Origin of the sequence: Methyloligella sp. GL2 (genome assembly GCF_013341275.1) — a bacterium.
Lineage (GTDB): Bacteria > Pseudomonadota > Alphaproteobacteria > Rhizobiales > Methyloligellaceae > Methyloligella.
Genome location: NZ_CP054476.1, coordinates 1,738,163 through 1,754,215, shown reverse-complemented (window position 1 = coordinate 1,754,215; position 16,053 = coordinate 1,738,163). Strand labels below are relative to the sequence as shown.

General features: G+C 63.9%; 14 protein-coding genes. 7 read left to right on the top strand and 7 right to left on the bottom strand.

Going from position 1 to position 16,053, the window contains the following annotated elements:
* Positions 1-4: 4 nt before the first annotated feature.
* The 7 genes from HT051_RS08300 to HT051_RS08270 form a co-directional block, all read right to left on the bottom strand.
* Positions 5-802: an MBL fold metallo-hydrolase gene (locus tag HT051_RS08300; protein ID WP_174541599.1), complete on the bottom strand. Its 798-nt coding sequence runs from the start codon at positions 800-802 to the stop codon at positions 5-7.
* A gap of 22 nt (positions 803-824) precedes the next feature.
* Positions 825-1,631 (bottom strand): TatD family hydrolase, encoded by an 807-nt coding sequence (locus HT051_RS08295; RefSeq protein WP_174541598.1) that lies wholly within the window; start codon positions 1,629-1,631, stop codon positions 825-827.
* A gap of 4 nt (positions 1,632-1,635) precedes the next feature.
* Positions 1,636-3,186 (bottom strand): methionine--tRNA ligase, encoded by a 1,551-nt coding sequence (metG, locus tag HT051_RS08290; protein ID WP_174541597.1) that lies wholly within the window; start codon positions 3,184-3,186, stop codon positions 1,636-1,638.
* Positions 3,187-3,252: 66 nt separating this feature from the next.
* Positions 3,253-4,380: a DNA polymerase III subunit delta' gene (locus HT051_RS08285; RefSeq protein WP_174541596.1), complete on the bottom strand. Its 1,128-nt coding sequence runs from the start codon at positions 4,378-4,380 to the stop codon at positions 3,253-3,255.
* Complete coding sequence (gene tmk / locus HT051_RS08280) at positions 4,380-5,027, bottom strand: dTMP kinase (protein WP_174541595.1); 648 nt, start codon at positions 5,025-5,027, stop codon at positions 4,380-4,382. Before tmk ends, HT051_RS08285 begins: the two co-directional genes overlap by 1 nt.
* A gap of 20 nt (positions 5,028-5,047) precedes the next feature.
* Positions 5,048-6,196: a D-alanyl-D-alanine carboxypeptidase family protein gene (locus tag HT051_RS08275; RefSeq protein ID WP_246810026.1), complete on the bottom strand. Its 1,149-nt coding sequence runs from the start codon at positions 6,194-6,196 to the stop codon at positions 5,048-5,050.
* Between the two features lie 188 nt (positions 6,197-6,384).
* Positions 6,385-7,374, bottom strand: coding sequence for a septal ring lytic transglycosylase RlpA family protein (locus tag HT051_RS08270; protein ID WP_174541594.1), 990 nt, complete (start codon positions 7,372-7,374; stop codon positions 6,385-6,387).
* Between the two features lie 351 nt (positions 7,375-7,725).
* Between HT051_RS08270 and HT051_RS08265 the strand changes: the two genes are divergently transcribed.
* The 7 genes from HT051_RS08265 (at position 7,726) to arcC (ending at position 15,950) form a co-directional block, all read left to right on the top strand.
* The gene (locus HT051_RS08265; RefSeq protein WP_174541593.1) at positions 7,726-9,027 is read left to right on the top strand and encodes a surface lipoprotein assembly modifier; all 1,302 of its coding nucleotides are present in this window, start codon (positions 7,726-7,728) and stop codon (positions 9,025-9,027) included.
* 8 nt (positions 9,028-9,035) lie between these two features.
* Positions 9,036-10,802: a FecR domain-containing protein gene (locus tag HT051_RS08260; RefSeq protein WP_174541592.1), complete on the top strand. Its 1,767-nt coding sequence runs from the start codon at positions 9,036-9,038 to the stop codon at positions 10,800-10,802.
* Positions 10,803-10,940: 138 nt separating this feature from the next.
* Complete coding sequence (locus HT051_RS08255; protein WP_174541591.1) at positions 10,941-11,144, top strand: dodecin family protein; 204 nt, start codon at positions 10,941-10,943, stop codon at positions 11,142-11,144.
* A 273-nt stretch (positions 11,145-11,417) separates the two neighbouring features.
* Positions 11,418-12,467 (top strand): ornithine carbamoyltransferase, encoded by a 1,050-nt coding sequence (gene argF / locus HT051_RS08250; RefSeq protein ID WP_246810025.1) that lies wholly within the window; start codon positions 11,418-11,420, stop codon positions 12,465-12,467.
* Positions 12,468-12,516: 49 nt separating this feature from the next.
* Positions 12,517-13,911: an APC family permease gene (locus tag HT051_RS08245; protein WP_174541590.1), complete on the top strand. Its 1,395-nt coding sequence runs from the start codon at positions 12,517-12,519 to the stop codon at positions 13,909-13,911.
* 9 nt (positions 13,912-13,920) lie between these two features.
* On the top strand, positions 13,921-15,027 hold the full coding sequence (gene aguA / locus HT051_RS08240; RefSeq protein WP_174541589.1) for an agmatine deiminase: 1,107 nt from the start codon (positions 13,921-13,923) through the stop codon (positions 15,025-15,027).
* Between the two features lie 14 nt (positions 15,028-15,041).
* Positions 15,042-15,950 (top strand): carbamate kinase, encoded by a 909-nt coding sequence (gene arcC / locus HT051_RS08235; protein WP_174541588.1) that lies wholly within the window; start codon positions 15,042-15,044, stop codon positions 15,948-15,950.
* Positions 15,951-16,053 lie beyond the last annotated feature (103 nt).

The window sequence follows — 16,053 nt, the reverse complement described above, 5'->3', positions numbered from 1 at the left end:
CCGCTCACGAGCTGGTCAGCACCATCCCGTCATAGCCGGGCTCCACATGCGCCGGCGTCTCCCGCTTGGTCGTCTCGTAATCGAGATCGACATGCATATGGGTGAGCACGGCGCGGGCGGGCTTCAGCCGCGCGATCCAGTCCAGACACTCCGACAGGCTGAAATGGCTGGGATGCGGACTCGGCCGCAGCGCATCGACGATCCAAAGATCGAGCCCTTGCAAATGCTTTAGGCTCGCCTCCGGCAGATCGCTGACATCGGGTGAATAAGCCGTATTGCCGAAGCGAAAGCCCAGCGTATCGATCGAGCCATGCCGCTGAAGGAACGGCATGACGGGGATATCCCCGCCCGGCCCCGAGACGGTGAACGCCTCCCCCGGCGCGATCTCATGGGCATTGAGGATCGGCGGATATTCGCTTCCCTTTGGGGTCTCGAAGCAATACTGAAACCGGTTGCGCAAGGCCGCCCCGGTGGTGGCGTCGAGATAGGTCTCCACCTTGCGCCGGCCGTTGATGGCAAGCATGCGCAAATCGTCGATGCCATGCACGTGGTCGGCATGGGCGTGGGTGAACAGCACCGCATCCACCCAGCCGATATCGGCATCCAGAAGCTGCTCGCGGATATCCGGCGGCGTATCCACCAGAATGCGCGTCACGCCCTCCGGCCCCGCCTGCTCCACCAGAATGGCGCAGCGGCGGCGGCGGTTCTTCGGATTGGCGGGATCGCAGGCACCCCAATAATTTCCGATACGCGGCACACCGCCGGAGGTGCCGCAGCCGAGGATCGTGATCTTCAAGGTCATCGAGGGCGCGGAGCTTTCTGAATTACGCAGCGTCGGAGGCGCGCAGCGCCTCGCGCGGCACCTTGCTGAACAGGCGGAAGAAATTCTCCGTGGTGATCGCCCCGATCTCCGCCTCGCTCACCCCCTTCACCTCGGCGAGCTTTGCCGCGGTATGCACCACGCGGCCCGGCTCGTTGGGCTGGCCGCGATGGGGCTCCGGCGAAAGGTAAGGCGAATCCGTCTCCACCAGCAGCCGATCCAACGGCACATCGGCGAAGATGCCGCGCAGCTCGTCCGAGCGCTTGAAGGTGATCACGCCGGAGGCCGAGATATAGCCGCCCAGCGCCAGGCCGCGCCTGGCCAGCTCCGGCCCGGCGGTGAAGCAATGCAGCACGAAGGGGAACGCCCCCTTCGCCGTCTCTTCCTCCAGGATCGCCGCCGCGTCTTCGTCGGCATCGCGGGCATGGATCACCAGCGGCAGGCCGGTCTCCCGCGCCGCCGCGATATGGGCGCGGAAGCCTTGCGCCTGTGCCTCGCGCGGGGCGTTGTCGTAATGATAGTCGAGCCCCGCCTCGCCGATCGCCACCACCTTGGGATGGGCGGCAAGCGCGATCAGATCCTCCGCCGTCACGTCCAGCTCCTCATCGGCATTATGCGGATGAGTGCCGACCGAGCAGAAGACCTGCTCGTTCTGTTCGGCGATGGCCCGGATCTCGTCGAAACGCTTCACCCGCGTGGAGATGGTCACCATCAGATCGACCCCGGCGGCCTGGGCGCGCGCCAGAACGCCTTCCCGGTCGGCGGCGAGCTCGGGAAAATCGAGATGGCAATGGCTGTCGATCACAGGCATGGGCTTAGTCCGTCGTCTCCAGGCTATAGCGCGGGAACACGCCTTGCGGCGCCGGCAGGGCCGTGCCGGGTTTGAGCCGGCCTTTCTGCCCAAGGCTGGCAAAATCGCGGGCGCCTTCTTCCACGCCGAGCTGATCCAGCAGCTCGCCGGCCGCTTGCGGGATCACCGGCTGGGCCAGAATCGCCACCTGGCGCACCACCTCCGCCGTCACATAGAGGATGGTCTGCATCCGGTCGAAATCGGTCTTGCGCTTGGCCCAAGGCTCCTCGCCGGCGAAATAGCGGTTAGCCTCGGCCACCACTGTCCAGATCGCCTCCAGCGCACGATGAATAGCGAAATCGTCCATCGCTTTGGTCACTTGCGCTTGCAGCCCGTCGGCGGCGACCAGAATAGCGTTGTCCGCATCCGTAAAGTCAGATGGGGCCGGCACCGCGCCCTCGCAATGCTTGGCGATCATCGACAAGGAGCGCTGCGCCAGATTGCCCAGATCGTTGGCGAGATCGGCATTGATGCGCTGGGAGATCGCCTCGGTGGAATAATTGCCGTCCTGGCCGAACGGCACTTCGCGCAACAGGAAGTAGCGGATCTGATCGACGCCGAACTCGTCGGCCAAGGTGAACGGGTCGACCACATTGCCGACCGACTTCGACATCTTCACCCCACGGTTATAGAGGAAGCCGTGGCCGAACACGCATTTCGGCACGGCGACGCCCGCCGACATCAGGAAGGCCGGCCAGTAGATCGCGTGGAAGCGCACGATATCCTTGCCGATGACGTGCAGATCGGCCGGCCAGTAGCGCTTGAACTTGTCGGAGTCTTCGTCCGGGAAGCCGACCCCGGTGAGGTAATTGGTCAGCGCATCGACCCAGACATACATGACGTGCTTGGGGTCGCCCGGCACAGGCACGCCCCAATCGAAGCTGGTGCGCGAGATGGAGAGATCCCGCAAGCCGCCCTTGACGAAGCTCACCACCTCGTTGCGGCGGGTGTCGGGGCCGATGAACTCAGGATGCGCCTCGTAATGGGCCAGCAGCTTGTCCTGATAGGCCGAGAGCTTGAAGAAATAGCTCTCCTCCTCGACCCATTCGACGGGCGTTCCCTGCGGCGAGAGCTTCTGACCGTCTGCTTCCGTCAGCTCGCTTTCGTCGTAATAGGCCTCGTCCCGCACCGAATACCAGCCGGCATAGGTGTCGAGATAGATGTCGCCATGATCGGCCATCCGCTTCCACAGCTCGGTGACGGAGCGGACATGGCGCTCTTCCCGGGTGGTGATGAAATCGTCATTGGAGCAGTTCAGCGCCTCGGCCATGGCGCGGAAGCGCGGCGTGTTCTTATCGGCGAGCTCGGCGGCGGTGATGCCTTGCGCCTTTGCGGTCTGCACCATCTTGATGCCGTGCTCGTCGGTCCCGGTCAGGAAATAGACGTCGCGCCCCTGCAGGCGGCGGAAACGGGCAAGCGCATCCGTGGCGATGGCCTCATAGGCATGGCCGATATGGGGCACATCGTTGGGATAGGAGATGGCGGTGGTGAGGTAGTAAGCGTCGCTGTCTGACATGGCGGCAGGAATAGCCGCGCCGTCCTCTCCCGGCAAGCATGCTGAGGGCGGGAGCGTCAAGAAAACCTAAGCGGCGGCCTTGCTCGCGAGCGCTTGCAGCCGCCCAAAACTCTCCACCAGCAAAAGCCCGCGGTCGAGATTGAGCCCCAGCACCTCGGCCTTCGACTTGGTGATCGCCTCCCAGGCTTCCGCCCAGGCCTTGAGATTGGAGCTGCTGAGCAGACGGGCCGCGATCGCCGCCTCTTCGTCGTTGCTGGCCCCGTGCCCCGTCGCGGCGTGCCGGATCAGCCGTTCCATCAGCCCCAGCAGCAGGGCGAAGAACAGCTCGAAGCGCTCCACATTGGCAGGGCTGGAAAGCCGGTCGGCCTCGCTATGCAGCCAGACGCCATCCAAAGCCGGCAGCCCGGCGAAGGCGGAGAGGATATCGCGGTAAAGCCCGATCCCTTCGCCCGTGGCGAGCTCCAGCGCCAACCGCACCGAGCCTTCGCTCAAAGAGAGCGCCGTCTCCAGCGCATCGGGCGAGGCGTCCCTGTCGCTCAGAGCAAGGCCCTGCTCCACCGCCTGGCGCAACGGCGCCATCTCCAAAGGCGAAAGCCGCAAGCTGCGACAGCGGGAGCGAATAGTGGCGGGAAGCCGCCCTTCCGCATTGGCCAGAAGCAGGAACACCGTGTTCGGCGGCGGCTCTTCCAAAGCCTTCAGCAGCGCGTTGGCGGCGCTCTGGTTCAGCTCGTCCGCGCGGTCGACGATCACCACCCGCCAGCCGCTCTCGGCAGCCGTGGCGCCGAGAAAGCCCCGCAAGCGGCGCACCTCGTCGACGCTGATCCACTGCATGAAGCGCTTGGTCTTCGGATTATAGGTGCGGGTCAGCACCAAGAGATTAGGATGCGCCTTGCCGGCGATTTGCACGAAAAGCGGCGCGCCCGGATCGTCCGGATCGCCGCCCCGTTCGGCATGATTTTGCGCCAGAAGCCGCCGCGCCAACGCATAAGCCAGCGTCGCCTTGCCGACCCCCTCCGGTCCGGTCAGCAGCCAGCCGTGATGCAGCCGGCCGCTGGCCAGCGCGTCCATGAATTCCTGCGCCGGCCCCTCATGGCCGAACACCTTGGCCACCTCGCGCGGCGCGGCAAAGCCGGCCAGCCGGTCCGGCTCGTCGGTTTTGACGTCGGCTTTTGCGGATTTCTTGGCGGCCGCCATTACGGCCCCAGCCGCTCGCTGACGGCCTCCCAGATATCCTCCGAGACCGTGGCCTCCGATTGCGAAGCATCGATCACCACGCAGCGCTCCGGCTCCTCCTCGGCGATATCGAGAAACGCCTGGCGGATACGGTCATGCATGCGGACCTCTTCCCGCTCGAACCGGTCCGGCTCTTCACTCTCCTCGCGCCTTGCATGGGCCCGCGCCAATCCCTGCTCGGCCGGAATGTCCAAAATCAAGGTCAGATCGGGCGTAAACTCGCCCATGGTAACGCGTTCCAAGGCATGAAGAATTTCCGGCTTCACGCCGCCCATCTCGCCCTGATAGGCGCGGGTGGAATCCATGAACCGGTCGCATACCACCCAGCGCCCATCGGTCACCGCCTTGGCGATGGAGTAGTCGATGTGATCCTTGCGGGCGATGGAGAACAGCAGCGCCTCGGCGAACGGCCCGTAGCGCCACACCTCGCCCTGCAGCAGCGCGTCGCGGATCGCCTCGGCGCCGGGCGAGCCGCCGGGTTCGCGGGTCGCCAGAATACGCCGCCCGGCCCGCGCCAGACGCGTCGCTAAAATCTCCGCTTGCGTCGACTTGCCGGAGCCTTCGCCGCCTTCCAGCGTGATCAATTTGCCAGGATCGTAGCGCACCATATCGAAATCCGTTCCAGCGCTTAGAGCGCCCAGCCAAACGCGAGGACGAACAGGGAATCGAGCCCCCGCCAGGCGAAATTGCTTTGGCCGATATCCTCGCCGGCATAAAGCGGAATAACGTTCGTCGCGTTCAAATCTTCCGACACGATCCGAAGCTCGCCCACCTTCTGCCCCTTCTTGATCGGCGCCTTCACCGGTCCTTCATAGGCGATGGTGGCGGTGAGCTGCGGATCGTCCAAGGCCGGCAGCAGGATATGGATATCGCCATCGCCGACCAGCGGCACGTAATGTTTCTCGCCGCCCCAGACCAGCGCCCGGCTCACCTTCTCGTCCCTGTCGAACAGGAGATAGGGCTTGAACCCGTCGAAGCCCCAATCGAGCATGCGGCGGGGATCGTTCTCCCGCGCCTTCTTCGATTTCAGCCCGCTGACCACGGCGATCAGCCGCCGTCCGCCCCGGGTGGCGCTAGCCACCAGCCCGTAGCCGGCTTCCTTGGTATAGCCGGTCTTCATCCCGTCGACGCCGATATCGTCGAAGATCAGCGGGTTGCGGTTGCGGAAGGTGAACTTGGTGAACTCGAAGGTCGGCTGGCCGAAATAGTGATAATATTCGGGGTACGTATCCATCAGATACTGCGCCAGCTTGGCGAGATCCCGGGCCGTCATCACATGGCCCTCCTCCGGCAAGCCGGTGGCGTTCTTGAACACTGATCCGGTCAGCCCGATCTCTTTGGCGTAGTCGTTCATCATCTTGACGAACGCCTCTTCCGAGCCGGCGATGCCCTCGGCGAGGATCAGACAGGCATCGTTGCCCGATTGCACCGCAGTGCCCTGGATCAGCTCGTCGACGCTGATATTGGAATGGATCGGCGCGAACATCGCCGAGGTGCCGGACGGCGCCCCACCCTTGCGCCAGGCATGCTCGCTGACCTCGAATTCCTTGTTCAGACTGATCCGCCCGGCCTTCAGCTCCCGGAACACCACCGCCAAGGTCATCAGCTTGCTCATGCTGGCCGGCGGCATCGGCGTATCGGCGTCCTTCTCGTAAAGGACGAGACCGGTATTGCTGTCGACCAGAATGGCGTGCTCTGCCTCGGTCTTGAACGGCTCGGCCGCCTGCGCCGGCGCCACGCCCACGCCAAACCCGGCCAAGAACATGGTCAAGAACACGGCACATGCCGCGCTCAAGCTCAAAAGGCGCCGGGACAGTTTTTTGCAACCTCGAAAGGGCGACATCATCAATCGGTCTGGAAGGGGCGCGCTACCCCACCCCCGGGACAGCCGCGTTTACTATCTCGCCCTGAGGCGCAAAAATCAATCGGTGCAACTGTGCGGCAAGGCGCTCTTGCGGACCCCTGTTACTGCGAAACCACCCGCGCCCCGTGATAACCGGCGGCGGTGATCTGCTGCAGCGCCGCTTCGGCCCGTCCCCGGTCGGCGAAAGGCCCGACCCGCACCCGATAATAGCGCACATCGCCAACCATCACCGGCGCCACATCAACGTGGCCAATGCCCCCAAGCGTCTGGCGCGCCTTGGCGGCATTCCCCTCTTGGCTGAACGAGCCGGCCTGAATCGAGAACGCCCCGCCCGCCGGAGCCGGCTCGCTGGGCAGCGGACCGAGCGCGGCAGGCTTGGGCAGCGGTGCCGGGACCGGCTTGGAGACGCTCGCAACGGTTATCGGATCGGCGTTCGGCGGCGGTTCGGCCGAGGCGTAATGCCGGACCCAGCTTTGACTGGCCAGGAAGCGCCGCTCATAGCTGTCGTCGCCGGAAAGCGGCGCCGGCCCCATATAGGTCACCCGCACCTTCGCCACCCCATGCTGGCGGAACCCCAGCGCATCGGCCGCCTTCTTGGAAAGATCGATCAGCCGGTCGTTGGAGAACGGCCCGCGATCGTTGACCCGCACCACGATGGTCCGGTTGTTGGAAAGATTGGTGACCCTGGCATAGGCCGGCAGCGGCAGCGTCTTATGCGCCGCCGAAAGCCGGTTCACGTCGTAGATCTCGCCATTGGCGGTGCGGCGCCCATGGAACAGGTCGCCATACCAGGAGGCGACGCCCACCTTGCTGTAGGAGCGGACTTCTTTTGGAGTGTACCAGCGCCCGGCCACCTTATAGGGCTCGCCGACCAGACGGCGCCCGCCGCCCTTCGGCGCGGTCTGCCCCAACGGCACGATGCGTTCGCCAAGCTTCTCGCCATTGCCCTTGCCGCAGGCGCCAAGCCACACGGTCAGGCAAAAAACCAACGCAATGACAATGAGATAGCGAAAGCCATCTGCAATACCCGCCGGGCTTTGCAGCATATGGCTCTTGCCCGGCATTGCGCTGGGCAGACCCACCCTATTCACGTCTGGCCCCCGGTTACGCTGATACGAAAGGAGCATCCCTCGCGCGAGGCTCCGGCCCGTCGGCCGCCTTGCGCTGCTTGCCCTCATCAGACGCCTGGAGCATTGAGAAAGCGTTAATGCCCGTTAAGCATTGAAGAAACCGGCCGAAGTGTTTCAAATTCGGACGCTTTTTCAGCGTGTTCCGGAGGCAACAGAGCCGCCAAACCCGCCTTGTGGAACCCTGCCTTCGCTTGCCGCGCCTCCGCCGCTTCGGTAGTTTTACCGCTTCAAGACAGGGTGGCGGGTGTAATGAGGCTGGGCGCGTATCTGGCGGCTTTGATAGCCGCCTTTGGTTTAGCTGCGAGTATCGCTATGCCCGCGGCCGCCGCCGGCTCGTCCAACGCCGAGATATCCCGTCTGACTCCAGAGCAGCTGGATGCCCGCCGCGAGGCCTTGCTGGAGCAGATGCTCGAGCGGCCCAACGATCTCGACCTCGCCTTCCAATATGTCGAGCTCTCCGAGGCCGCGGGCGATTACGAAGGCGCCGTCACCACCTTGGAGCGGATGCTGATCTTCTCGCCCAACACGCCGCAGCTGCAGCTGAAGACCGGCCTGCTCTATTACAAGCTCGGCGCCTATGAGACCTCGCGCAGCTATCTGGAGCAGACCCTCTCCAACCCGGCCACCCCGCCGGACGTGGCCAAGACGGTGCGCCTTTATCTGGAGCAGCTCTCGCTCTCGGTCGAGCCGGCCCCGTTCGAAGCGCAGATCTTCAGCGCGCTCCGCTGGGAGAGCAATGCCAATGCCGGCCCGGCCAGCCGCACCGTGACGCTGAACGGCCTGCCCTTCACCATCGACGAGCAATCCTCGGGCCAGTCCGACTGGAGCTCGCTGAATGTCGGCACGGTGCACTATTCCTACGACCGCGAGCGCCAGGGCGACACGTTCGATTTCGACTTCCTGGCCTATAGCTCGACCCATTTCGAGCTGTCCGACGTCGATCTCAACGTGTTGGAGGTGACCGCCGGCCCCTCCTACAATCTGCGCCGCTTCGGGGTGAATAACGGCCGCCTCTATGTCTACGCCATCGGCGACCTGACTTATCTCGGCGGCGACTATTATTTCGGTGCGCCCGGCGCCGGCACCCGCCTCTACACCTTCGCCAATGAGCGCAGCCTGCTCGATGTCCGGCTGGAGACCCGCTACCGCGACTTCCAGAACTCCAACGAGCTGCCAACCAACTCGCTGTGGACCGGCTGGCAGACTCGCGCCACCACCACCTATTCTTATTTCCTCTCGCCGGGCGTGATCCTGACCGTGGAAGGCCAGGCCCAGCGCGAGGCGGCGGATGCCGATTTCTACGCCAACTGGCAGATCGCCCTCACCGCCGGGCTTGCCTGGAGCTTCGAAAGCCCCCTGCCCAACAATCGCTTTCCCTGGACCTGGCAGATCGGCGCCAGCGTGATCGCCCGCGAATACGATGCGCCCGACTACACCATCAGCACCGAAACCGAGGAGGACGACACCTTCTGGGGCCGTACGGCGCTGATTATTCCGGTTGCGGAGACCTGGTCGATTATCCCGCAGCTTGAATATCGCAAGCAGAATTCTAACTATGACATTCGCAACTTCGACGATCTGTCGACTCTGGTGGGCATCCAGAAGAGGTTCTAAGCTGCGCTATGGGGAATCTTGCGGGAAATACGCGCTATCTGACGGCGGGGCTTTTGGCCGCCGCCATCGGCTTTAGCGCGGGCGCGGCCGATGCCGGCAAGGTGGGCGTCGCCGCCGCCGTGCGTCCCGACGCCTTCAGCGAGCCCGAGAACGGCAAGAAGACCCAGATCAAGCTCGGCAAATCCATCTTCTACAACGAGCGCATCAACACCAATGGCGAAGGCCTGGTGCAGGTGTTGCTGGTGGACGGCTCCACCTTCACCGTCGGCCCCGGCTCCGACCTAGTGATCGACAAATTCGTCTACGATCCCAACAAGAAGGAAGGCGAGATCGCCGCCTCCTTTTCCAAGGGCGTGCTGCGCTTCGTCGGCGGCAAGATCTCCAAGAATGCCGATTCCGTTTCGGTGAAGACGCCGACCGGCGCCCTGGCCATCCGCGGCGGCATCTTTCAGGGCATGATCGGCGGCAACAAGACCCTGTTCTCCTTCCTGTTCGGCAATCAGATGGTGCTGACCACGTCGAGCGGCCGCACCTATAGGGTCTATCAGCCGGGCTACACCCTCGACCTGACCGGCGGCAAACCCAACATCCGTCCGACCACGGGCTCCGACACCGCCCTGTTCAGCCAGCAGCTTTCGGGCCGCGGCCGCGTGGTCGTCGGCGGCCAAGGCGGCGGTGCCGGGGGCCAGAACGGTGGCGCGGGCGGCACGACCGGCGGCAGCGGCCAGTCCGGCTCCCAGCAAGCCCAGAACAACAGCTTCAACGACGTCCAGGTCTTCGGCTCCCTGGTGAGCGACGCGACCACCACCCAGCTCAATCAGGAAATCCAGAACCAGGAAAACCACACCAACAATCCCGGCGGCGGCGGGACTGGTGGCGGTGGAACCGGCGGCGGTGGCGGCGACGACCCGTTCATCGTGCCGGTGTCGGATTCGAAGGTCTATAAGGGCTATTCGGCCGCCGTGGTAACGTCCGATGTGCCGGAAGAAGGTTTCGTAAACCGCGTTATGAGTCAGTCTCCTGATGACACGGTTTACAATACCAGCGGCGATTTAGACTCGCTGCGTGTCGTGCTCTATGACGTGAACGATGACGATCCGGCCACGACCGCCTATCGGTTCAGATACCAACAAGAATACGTCGAAGGCGAGAAGGTGTTCGGCTTCGACGGTGTTGGCGTCTTCGATAATGACGGAGAACCCTATTCCTACGTGAGCCCGTTTGCAGGCGGGTTCGATGAAGACCCTAATCCTCCCGGCTGTGGGAGTTGCGACTTTCTGAAATGGGGCGCTGCAGGGGCGCATGTCGGCTTCGGCAATTACGGAGAAGCCACGTATATCGACTCGCTCGATCCGATTTGGGTCGTGGCTTCCAACGATCTCTCGACCAGAGCTCAGATCGACTCTCTTGCGGTGCAGAACGCGACGGCGACCTACACAGGCAAGATGTATGGCACCGTCGTCACCCACGGCCAGAACGGGTTCGTATCCAATCCCAAGGCGGGCAATTTCAACATGAGCTGGGATTTTGCCCTGCGCTCCGGCCAGATGAACATGAATTTCGATCACCGCAGCTTCGGCGGCACCATGAAGCAGGTCGGCCAAATCAATCGCTTCAAGGGCAACCTCGCCGGCGATAATCTCACTGGTGGAGCTGTCGGCTCTTTCGCCAACCGCAACGGCATTGCCGCCGGCGGCGTGCTCGGCGCCTGGAATGTCGGGGGCGGCAACTACAACGCTGCCGGCGTCTTCGGCGGCGCGGGCAACCCGCACTAGCGAGCCAGCTCGCCTCCCTCACCCCTCCCCCTTTATTCGCACATCGCCGGAACATCGCCGCGCAGCTCTCCATTTAGGTGTAAGGGGCCGTCATGCTCCTGACATCGAAGTTCCGAGCGCACGAAGGAGGACGCCGCGATGGGCATGCTCAAAGTGATCGAGGTCTTGGCCGAGTCCGATAAGGGATGGGAAGACGCCGCCGCCAATGCGGTGAAGGATGCCTCGAAGACCGTCGACGGCATAAAATCCATCTACATCAAGAATTTCGAGGCGGCGGTCGATGGCGGCAAGATCACCAAATACCGAATCAACGCCAAGGTCTCCTTCCTGCTGAATCGCTAGCAGGCACCTTGGCCGCTTTCCCCAGCGGAGGGCGCGCCGGGAGAGTTCGCATCGAGCCTCATCCGGCGACAGCGCCGCGTCCCGATCCATTCGGAGTGCGGGCTAGGCTTTGGTTGCGCGTATTTGCACAGATTTAGCGCATTCGCGCGATCCCGCTAAGCCTGCATTTACGTCACAGACGAAATGCCACTTGTGCATCATTAGAATTTCATTTTGTTGAGAAGCGCTTAGGCGTAAAATTGATCCACAAACTGCTTCGAATGGATACCTACCGTGTCTGACATACTCGCGGCGGAATTTTTCACCGCCGAACGCCCAAAACTCCGCCACTTCATCCAAACCCAAGACTTCTCCCCTGCCGAGCTCGGCTGGCTGTTCCAGCTGATTCGTCTGCTGAAGGACGCCGACCGCGACCGCGCCGTGCCCCGTCTGCTGGAAGGCGCTTCCCTCGGCATGATCTTCGAGGAGCCCTCCACGAGGACGCGCGTCTCCTTCGAGGTCGCCATGACAAAGCTCGGCGGCCACGCGCTCTATCTGCGCCCGGGCGAGATTCATCTGGGGGTCCGCGAATCCATCGCCGACACGGCGCGGGTGATTTCGCGCATGGTCGATGCGGTGGAGATCCGCGCCCTCAAGCACGCCACCATCACCGAGTTCGCCAAATATTCCGATGTGCCGGTGCTCAACGGCCTTAGCGATCTCAATCACCCGACCCAGGTGGTCTGCGATGTCTTCACCATGCTGGAGCACGCCTCCAAGGCCAAAGGGCTGAAGGACCTCAAGGTCACCTTCGTGGGCGACGCCACCAATGTCTGCTACTCGCTGATGTTGATCTGCACCGCGCTCGGCATCTCCTTCACCCATGCCGCGCCCAAGCAATATCAGGTCTCCGAAGACGCGCAGAAGATCGCCCGCGAGAATGCGGGGCGCTCAGGCGCCCGCTTCGTCGTCACCGACGATCCGATCGACGCGGTCAAGGATGCCGACTTCATCTACACCGATCTTTGGTGGTGGGTCGGCCAGGAGAAGGAAATTCCCGAGCGCACCGCCGCCTTCATGCCGAAATACCAGGTCAACCGGCAGCTTTTATCCCATGCGCCGGAGACCGTGCAGATCATGCACTGCCTGCCCGCCTCGCGCGGCGTGGAAGCCACCGACGAGGTGCTCGATTCCAAGCAGTCGATCATCTTCGACCAGGCCGAGAACCGGCTGCACACGGAGAAGGCGCTTCTGGTCGCCTTCGTCTACCCGCGGCTCAGGCATCCGGCCCCGGCGCTCAAGGAGCGCCATGAAGGGCTGATCGAGGATTTCTTGTCCAACTAGCAACCAAACGCGACCTGACGGAAAAGCCAAAGCCAGGGGAGGATCTGAGATGGCTGATACGGCAAACACCGAAGCTGCAGGGGGAACCGGCTTCAACAAAGTCTTGCGTCTCTTCGACATGACGCTGTTCACGGTCTGCGCGATCCTGGTCATCGACCAGCTTCCCGCATCGGCCGCCATCGGCGTCCAATCCGTGTTCTGGTGGATTTTCACCCTCGTCTTCTTCTTCGTGCCTTACGGCCTGATCACCGCAGAGCTCGGCAGCACCTACCCGGATGAAGGCGGCATCTATGCCTGGGTGAAGCGCGCCTTCGGCGACCGCTGGGGCGGCCGCACCGCCTGGCTGTGGTGGATCAACGTGGCGCTGTGGCAGCCTTCGGTGTTCATCCTGTTCGCCGGCATCTTCGCCACGCTGTTCTTCCCCGGCCTCAGCCTGTGGGCGCAGATCGGCATCGCCCTGGCGCTGACCTGGATCACCGTCTGGACCAACATCATCGCCCTCGATGTCGGCAAATGGGTGCCCAATCTCGGCGCGCTGTTCAAATCGCTGATCATGGTTCTGATCGGCATCGGCGGCTTCTATCTGGCCTGGAAGAACGGCCCGGCCAACGAGATTTCGTTCAGCACCATGGCGCCGAGCTGGGATGCCTCGCTCGCCTTCCTGCCGGTCATCGTCTACAACTTCCTCGGCTTCGAGCTGATGTCCGGCGCGGGCGCGGAGATGAAGAATCCGGGCCGCGACGTGCCGCTGGCCATCCTCATCGCCGGCGTCATCATCGCCACCTTCTATCTGCTCGGCACCTTCGGCATCCTCGCCGCCATCCCGCTGGAGGAGATCAACCTGATCGAGGGTCTGATCGACACCTTCCGCCAGATTTTCGGCACCACCGGAGCCGGCGGCGCGCTGGTCGCCGCGCTGGGGCTGATGGCCATGTACACCTTCTTCTCCAACATGGTGACCTGGACCATCGGCGCCAATCGCTCCGCCTCGGAAGCGGCCATCGCCGGTGATCTGCCCGAGGGGCTGGGCAAGCTGCATCCGGTGCATAAGACCCCGGCCACCGCGGCGATCTGGACCGGCGTGATCACCACGGTGGTGATGATCGTCTACGGGCTGATGGCGGCGACGGCGGAAGATCTGTTCTGGGCGCTGTTCGCCTTCTCCTCGATCATCTTCCTGCTGCCCTACTTCCTGCTCTTCAGCGCCTTCCTGAAGCTGCGGAGCGCCGACAGCGCCCGCCCGCGCCCCTATAAGGTGCCGGGCGGCTGGGGCACGGCGGTGATCCTGGCGCTGATCTGCATGGCCTTCATCCTTCAGGCCATCGTATTCTTCGTCTACACGCCAGGGGAGTTCGACATCGTCTACGCCTCGCAGATCGTCATCGGCGTTATCGTCACCGTGATTATCGGCGAGTTTCTGATCAGCCGCGGCAAGCGCGCTTAAGGAGTATCCATGGTCAAGACGTTTGAGACGACGCCGCGCGCGGACGGTTTCCGCATGCCCGGCGAGTTCGAGCCCCATGCCGGCACCTGGATGCTGTGGCCGGAGCGGCCGGATAATTGGCGCCTCGGCGCCAAGCCGGCGCAGGACGCCTTCGTGGCGGTGGCGAAAGCCATCGCCACATCCGAGCCGGTCACCATGGGAGTCTCCCCCCGCCAGTTCCAGAATGCCCGGGCCATGCTGCCCGATCACATCCGGGTGGTGGAGATCAGCAACAACGATTCCTGGATGCGCGACTGCGGCCCCAGCTTCGTGGTCGACGACAAGGGCGCCGTGCGGGCGGTCGACTGGCAGTTCAACGCCTGGGGCGGGCTCGATGGCGGGCTCTACTTCCCCTGGGACCAGGACGATCTGGTGCCGCAGAAAGTCGCCGAGATCGAGGGAACGGACCGCTATGCCGCCCCCATCGTTCTGGAAGGCGGCTCCATCCATGTCGACGGCGAAGGCACGCTGATCACCACCGAGGAATGCCTGCTCAACAAGAACCGCAATCCTTCGCTGAGCAAGGATGAGATCGAGCAGGCGCTGAAGGAGTATCTCTCGCTCGAGAAGATCGTCTGGCTGGGCGCCGGCACCTATCTCGACGAGACCAACGGCCATGTCGACAATCTGTGTTGCTTCATCCGTCCGGGCGTCGTGGCGCTGACCTGGACCGACGACGAGAGCGATCCGCAATACGCCATCTCCAAGGACGCCTATGAGCGGCTTTCCGCGGCCACCGACGCCAAGGGCCGCCCCTTCGAGATCCACAAGCTGTACCAGCCGACCCCGATCCAAATCACCGAGGAGGAGAGCGGCGGCGTCGATAGCGTCGAGGGCACCCTGCCCCGCATGCCGGGCGACCGGCTGGCGGCTTCTTACGTGAACTTCCTCATCGCCAACCGCGCCATCGTGATGCCGGCCTTCGGCGACCCGGCGGATAAGCTGGCGCAGGAGACCCTGGCCAAGCTGTTCCCCGACCGCGAGGTGATCGCCGTGCCGGCACGGGAGATCCTGCTCGGCGGCGGCAATATCCACTGCATCACCCAGCAGCAGCCCTTGGCCGAGCCCCGCGGCTAAGCCGGAGAAGCCTCATGCGGATCGTGGTGGCGCTCGGGGGCAATGCCCTGCTGAAGCGGGGCGAGCCCCTCACGGCCGAGAACCAGCGCCGTAACTTACGCGAAGTGGCGCCGGCCCTGGCCGGCATCGCCGCAGAGCATCAGCTCATTCTGGTGCATGGCAATGGCCCGCAAGTCGGGCTGCTGGCGCTCGAGGCGGACGCCTATAAGGAGGCGCCGCCCATGCCGCTCGACGTGCTCAGCGCCGAGTCCCAGGGCATGATCGGCTACGTCATCCAGCAGGAGCTGAAGCGCGCGCAGCCCAAGAGCCAATTCGTCACCGTGCTGACCCAGACCGTGGTCGCCGCCGACGATCCAGCCTTCGGCAAGCCGAGCAAGCCCATCGGCCCGATCTATGACGAGGCGGCGGCGAAGGCGCTGGCCAAATCCGAAGGCTGGGACATCGCCAAGGACGGCGCGTATTTCCGCCGCGTGGTCGCCTCGCCCGAGCCGCTGGAGATCGTCGAGCTCCCCGCCATTCGCGATCTCCTCGCCGATGCCATGACCCCGATCTGCTGCGGCGGCGGTGGCGTGCCGGTGACGCGGGACAATGAAGGCCGCCTCACCGGTGTCGAAGCGGTGATCGATAAGGACCTCGCCGCCGCCAAGCTCGGCATCGCGCTAGACGCCGACCGGTTGGTGATCCTCACCGATGTGGAAGGCGTGTTCGCCGATTGGGGCACACCGAACGCCAGGCTGCTGACCGAAATCGATGCGAAGACCTGCGACCCGAGCAGCTTCGCCTCCGGCTCCATGGGGCCGAAGGTCAAGGCCGCCTGCCGCTTTGCCCTCGCAGCCAAGGCAAGCGTCACCATCGGCGCGCTGGATCAGGCGGAAGCGGTGCTCGCCGGTACGTCCGGCACCACCATCGCCGCCGCAAGCTGACCGCCCGGCGCCCTCGCGTTTCGCTCTTTATCCGCTTCCCGCATAGGGCTATTCTCTTCGCGGGAGGGTTGCATGTCGCTCTCACTGCGCACTTTGTTTGGCG

Bases quoted from the DNA above. Each gene is read 5' to 3' on its own strand.
- aguA (WP_174541589.1), top strand. From the start codon at position 13,921: ATGGTCAAGACGTTTGAGACGACGCCGCGCGCGGACGGTTTCCGCATG.
- HT051_RS08300 (WP_174541599.1), bottom strand. From the start codon at position 802: ATGACCTTGAAGATCACGATCCTCGGCTGCGGCACCTCCGGCGGTGTG.
- HT051_RS08265 (WP_174541593.1), top strand. From the start codon at position 7,726: ATGCCCGCGGCCGCCGCCGGCTCGTCCAACGCCGAGATATCCCGTCTG.
- HT051_RS08295 (WP_174541598.1), bottom strand. From the start codon at position 1,631: ATGCCTGTGATCGACAGCCATTGCCATCTCGATTTTCCCGAGCTCGCC.
- tmk (WP_174541595.1), bottom strand. From the start codon at position 5,027: ATGGTGCGCTACGATCCTGGCAAATTGATCACGCTGGAAGGCGGCGAA.
- HT051_RS08285 (WP_174541596.1), bottom strand. From the start codon at position 4,380: ATGGCGGCCGCCAAGAAATCCGCAAAAGCCGACGTCAAAACCGACGAG.
- arcC (WP_174541588.1), top strand. From the start codon at position 15,042: ATGCGGATCGTGGTGGCGCTCGGGGGCAATGCCCTGCTGAAGCGGGGC.
- metG (WP_174541597.1), bottom strand. From the start codon at position 3,186: ATGTCAGACAGCGACGCTTACTACCTCACCACCGCCATCTCCTATCCC.
- HT051_RS08255 (WP_174541591.1), top strand. From the start codon at position 10,941: ATGGGCATGCTCAAAGTGATCGAGGTCTTGGCCGAGTCCGATAAGGGA.
- HT051_RS08260 (WP_174541592.1), top strand. From the start codon at position 9,036: ATGGGGAATCTTGCGGGAAATACGCGCTATCTGACGGCGGGGCTTTTG.
- HT051_RS08245 (WP_174541590.1), top strand. From the start codon at position 12,517: ATGGCTGATACGGCAAACACCGAAGCTGCAGGGGGAACCGGCTTCAAC.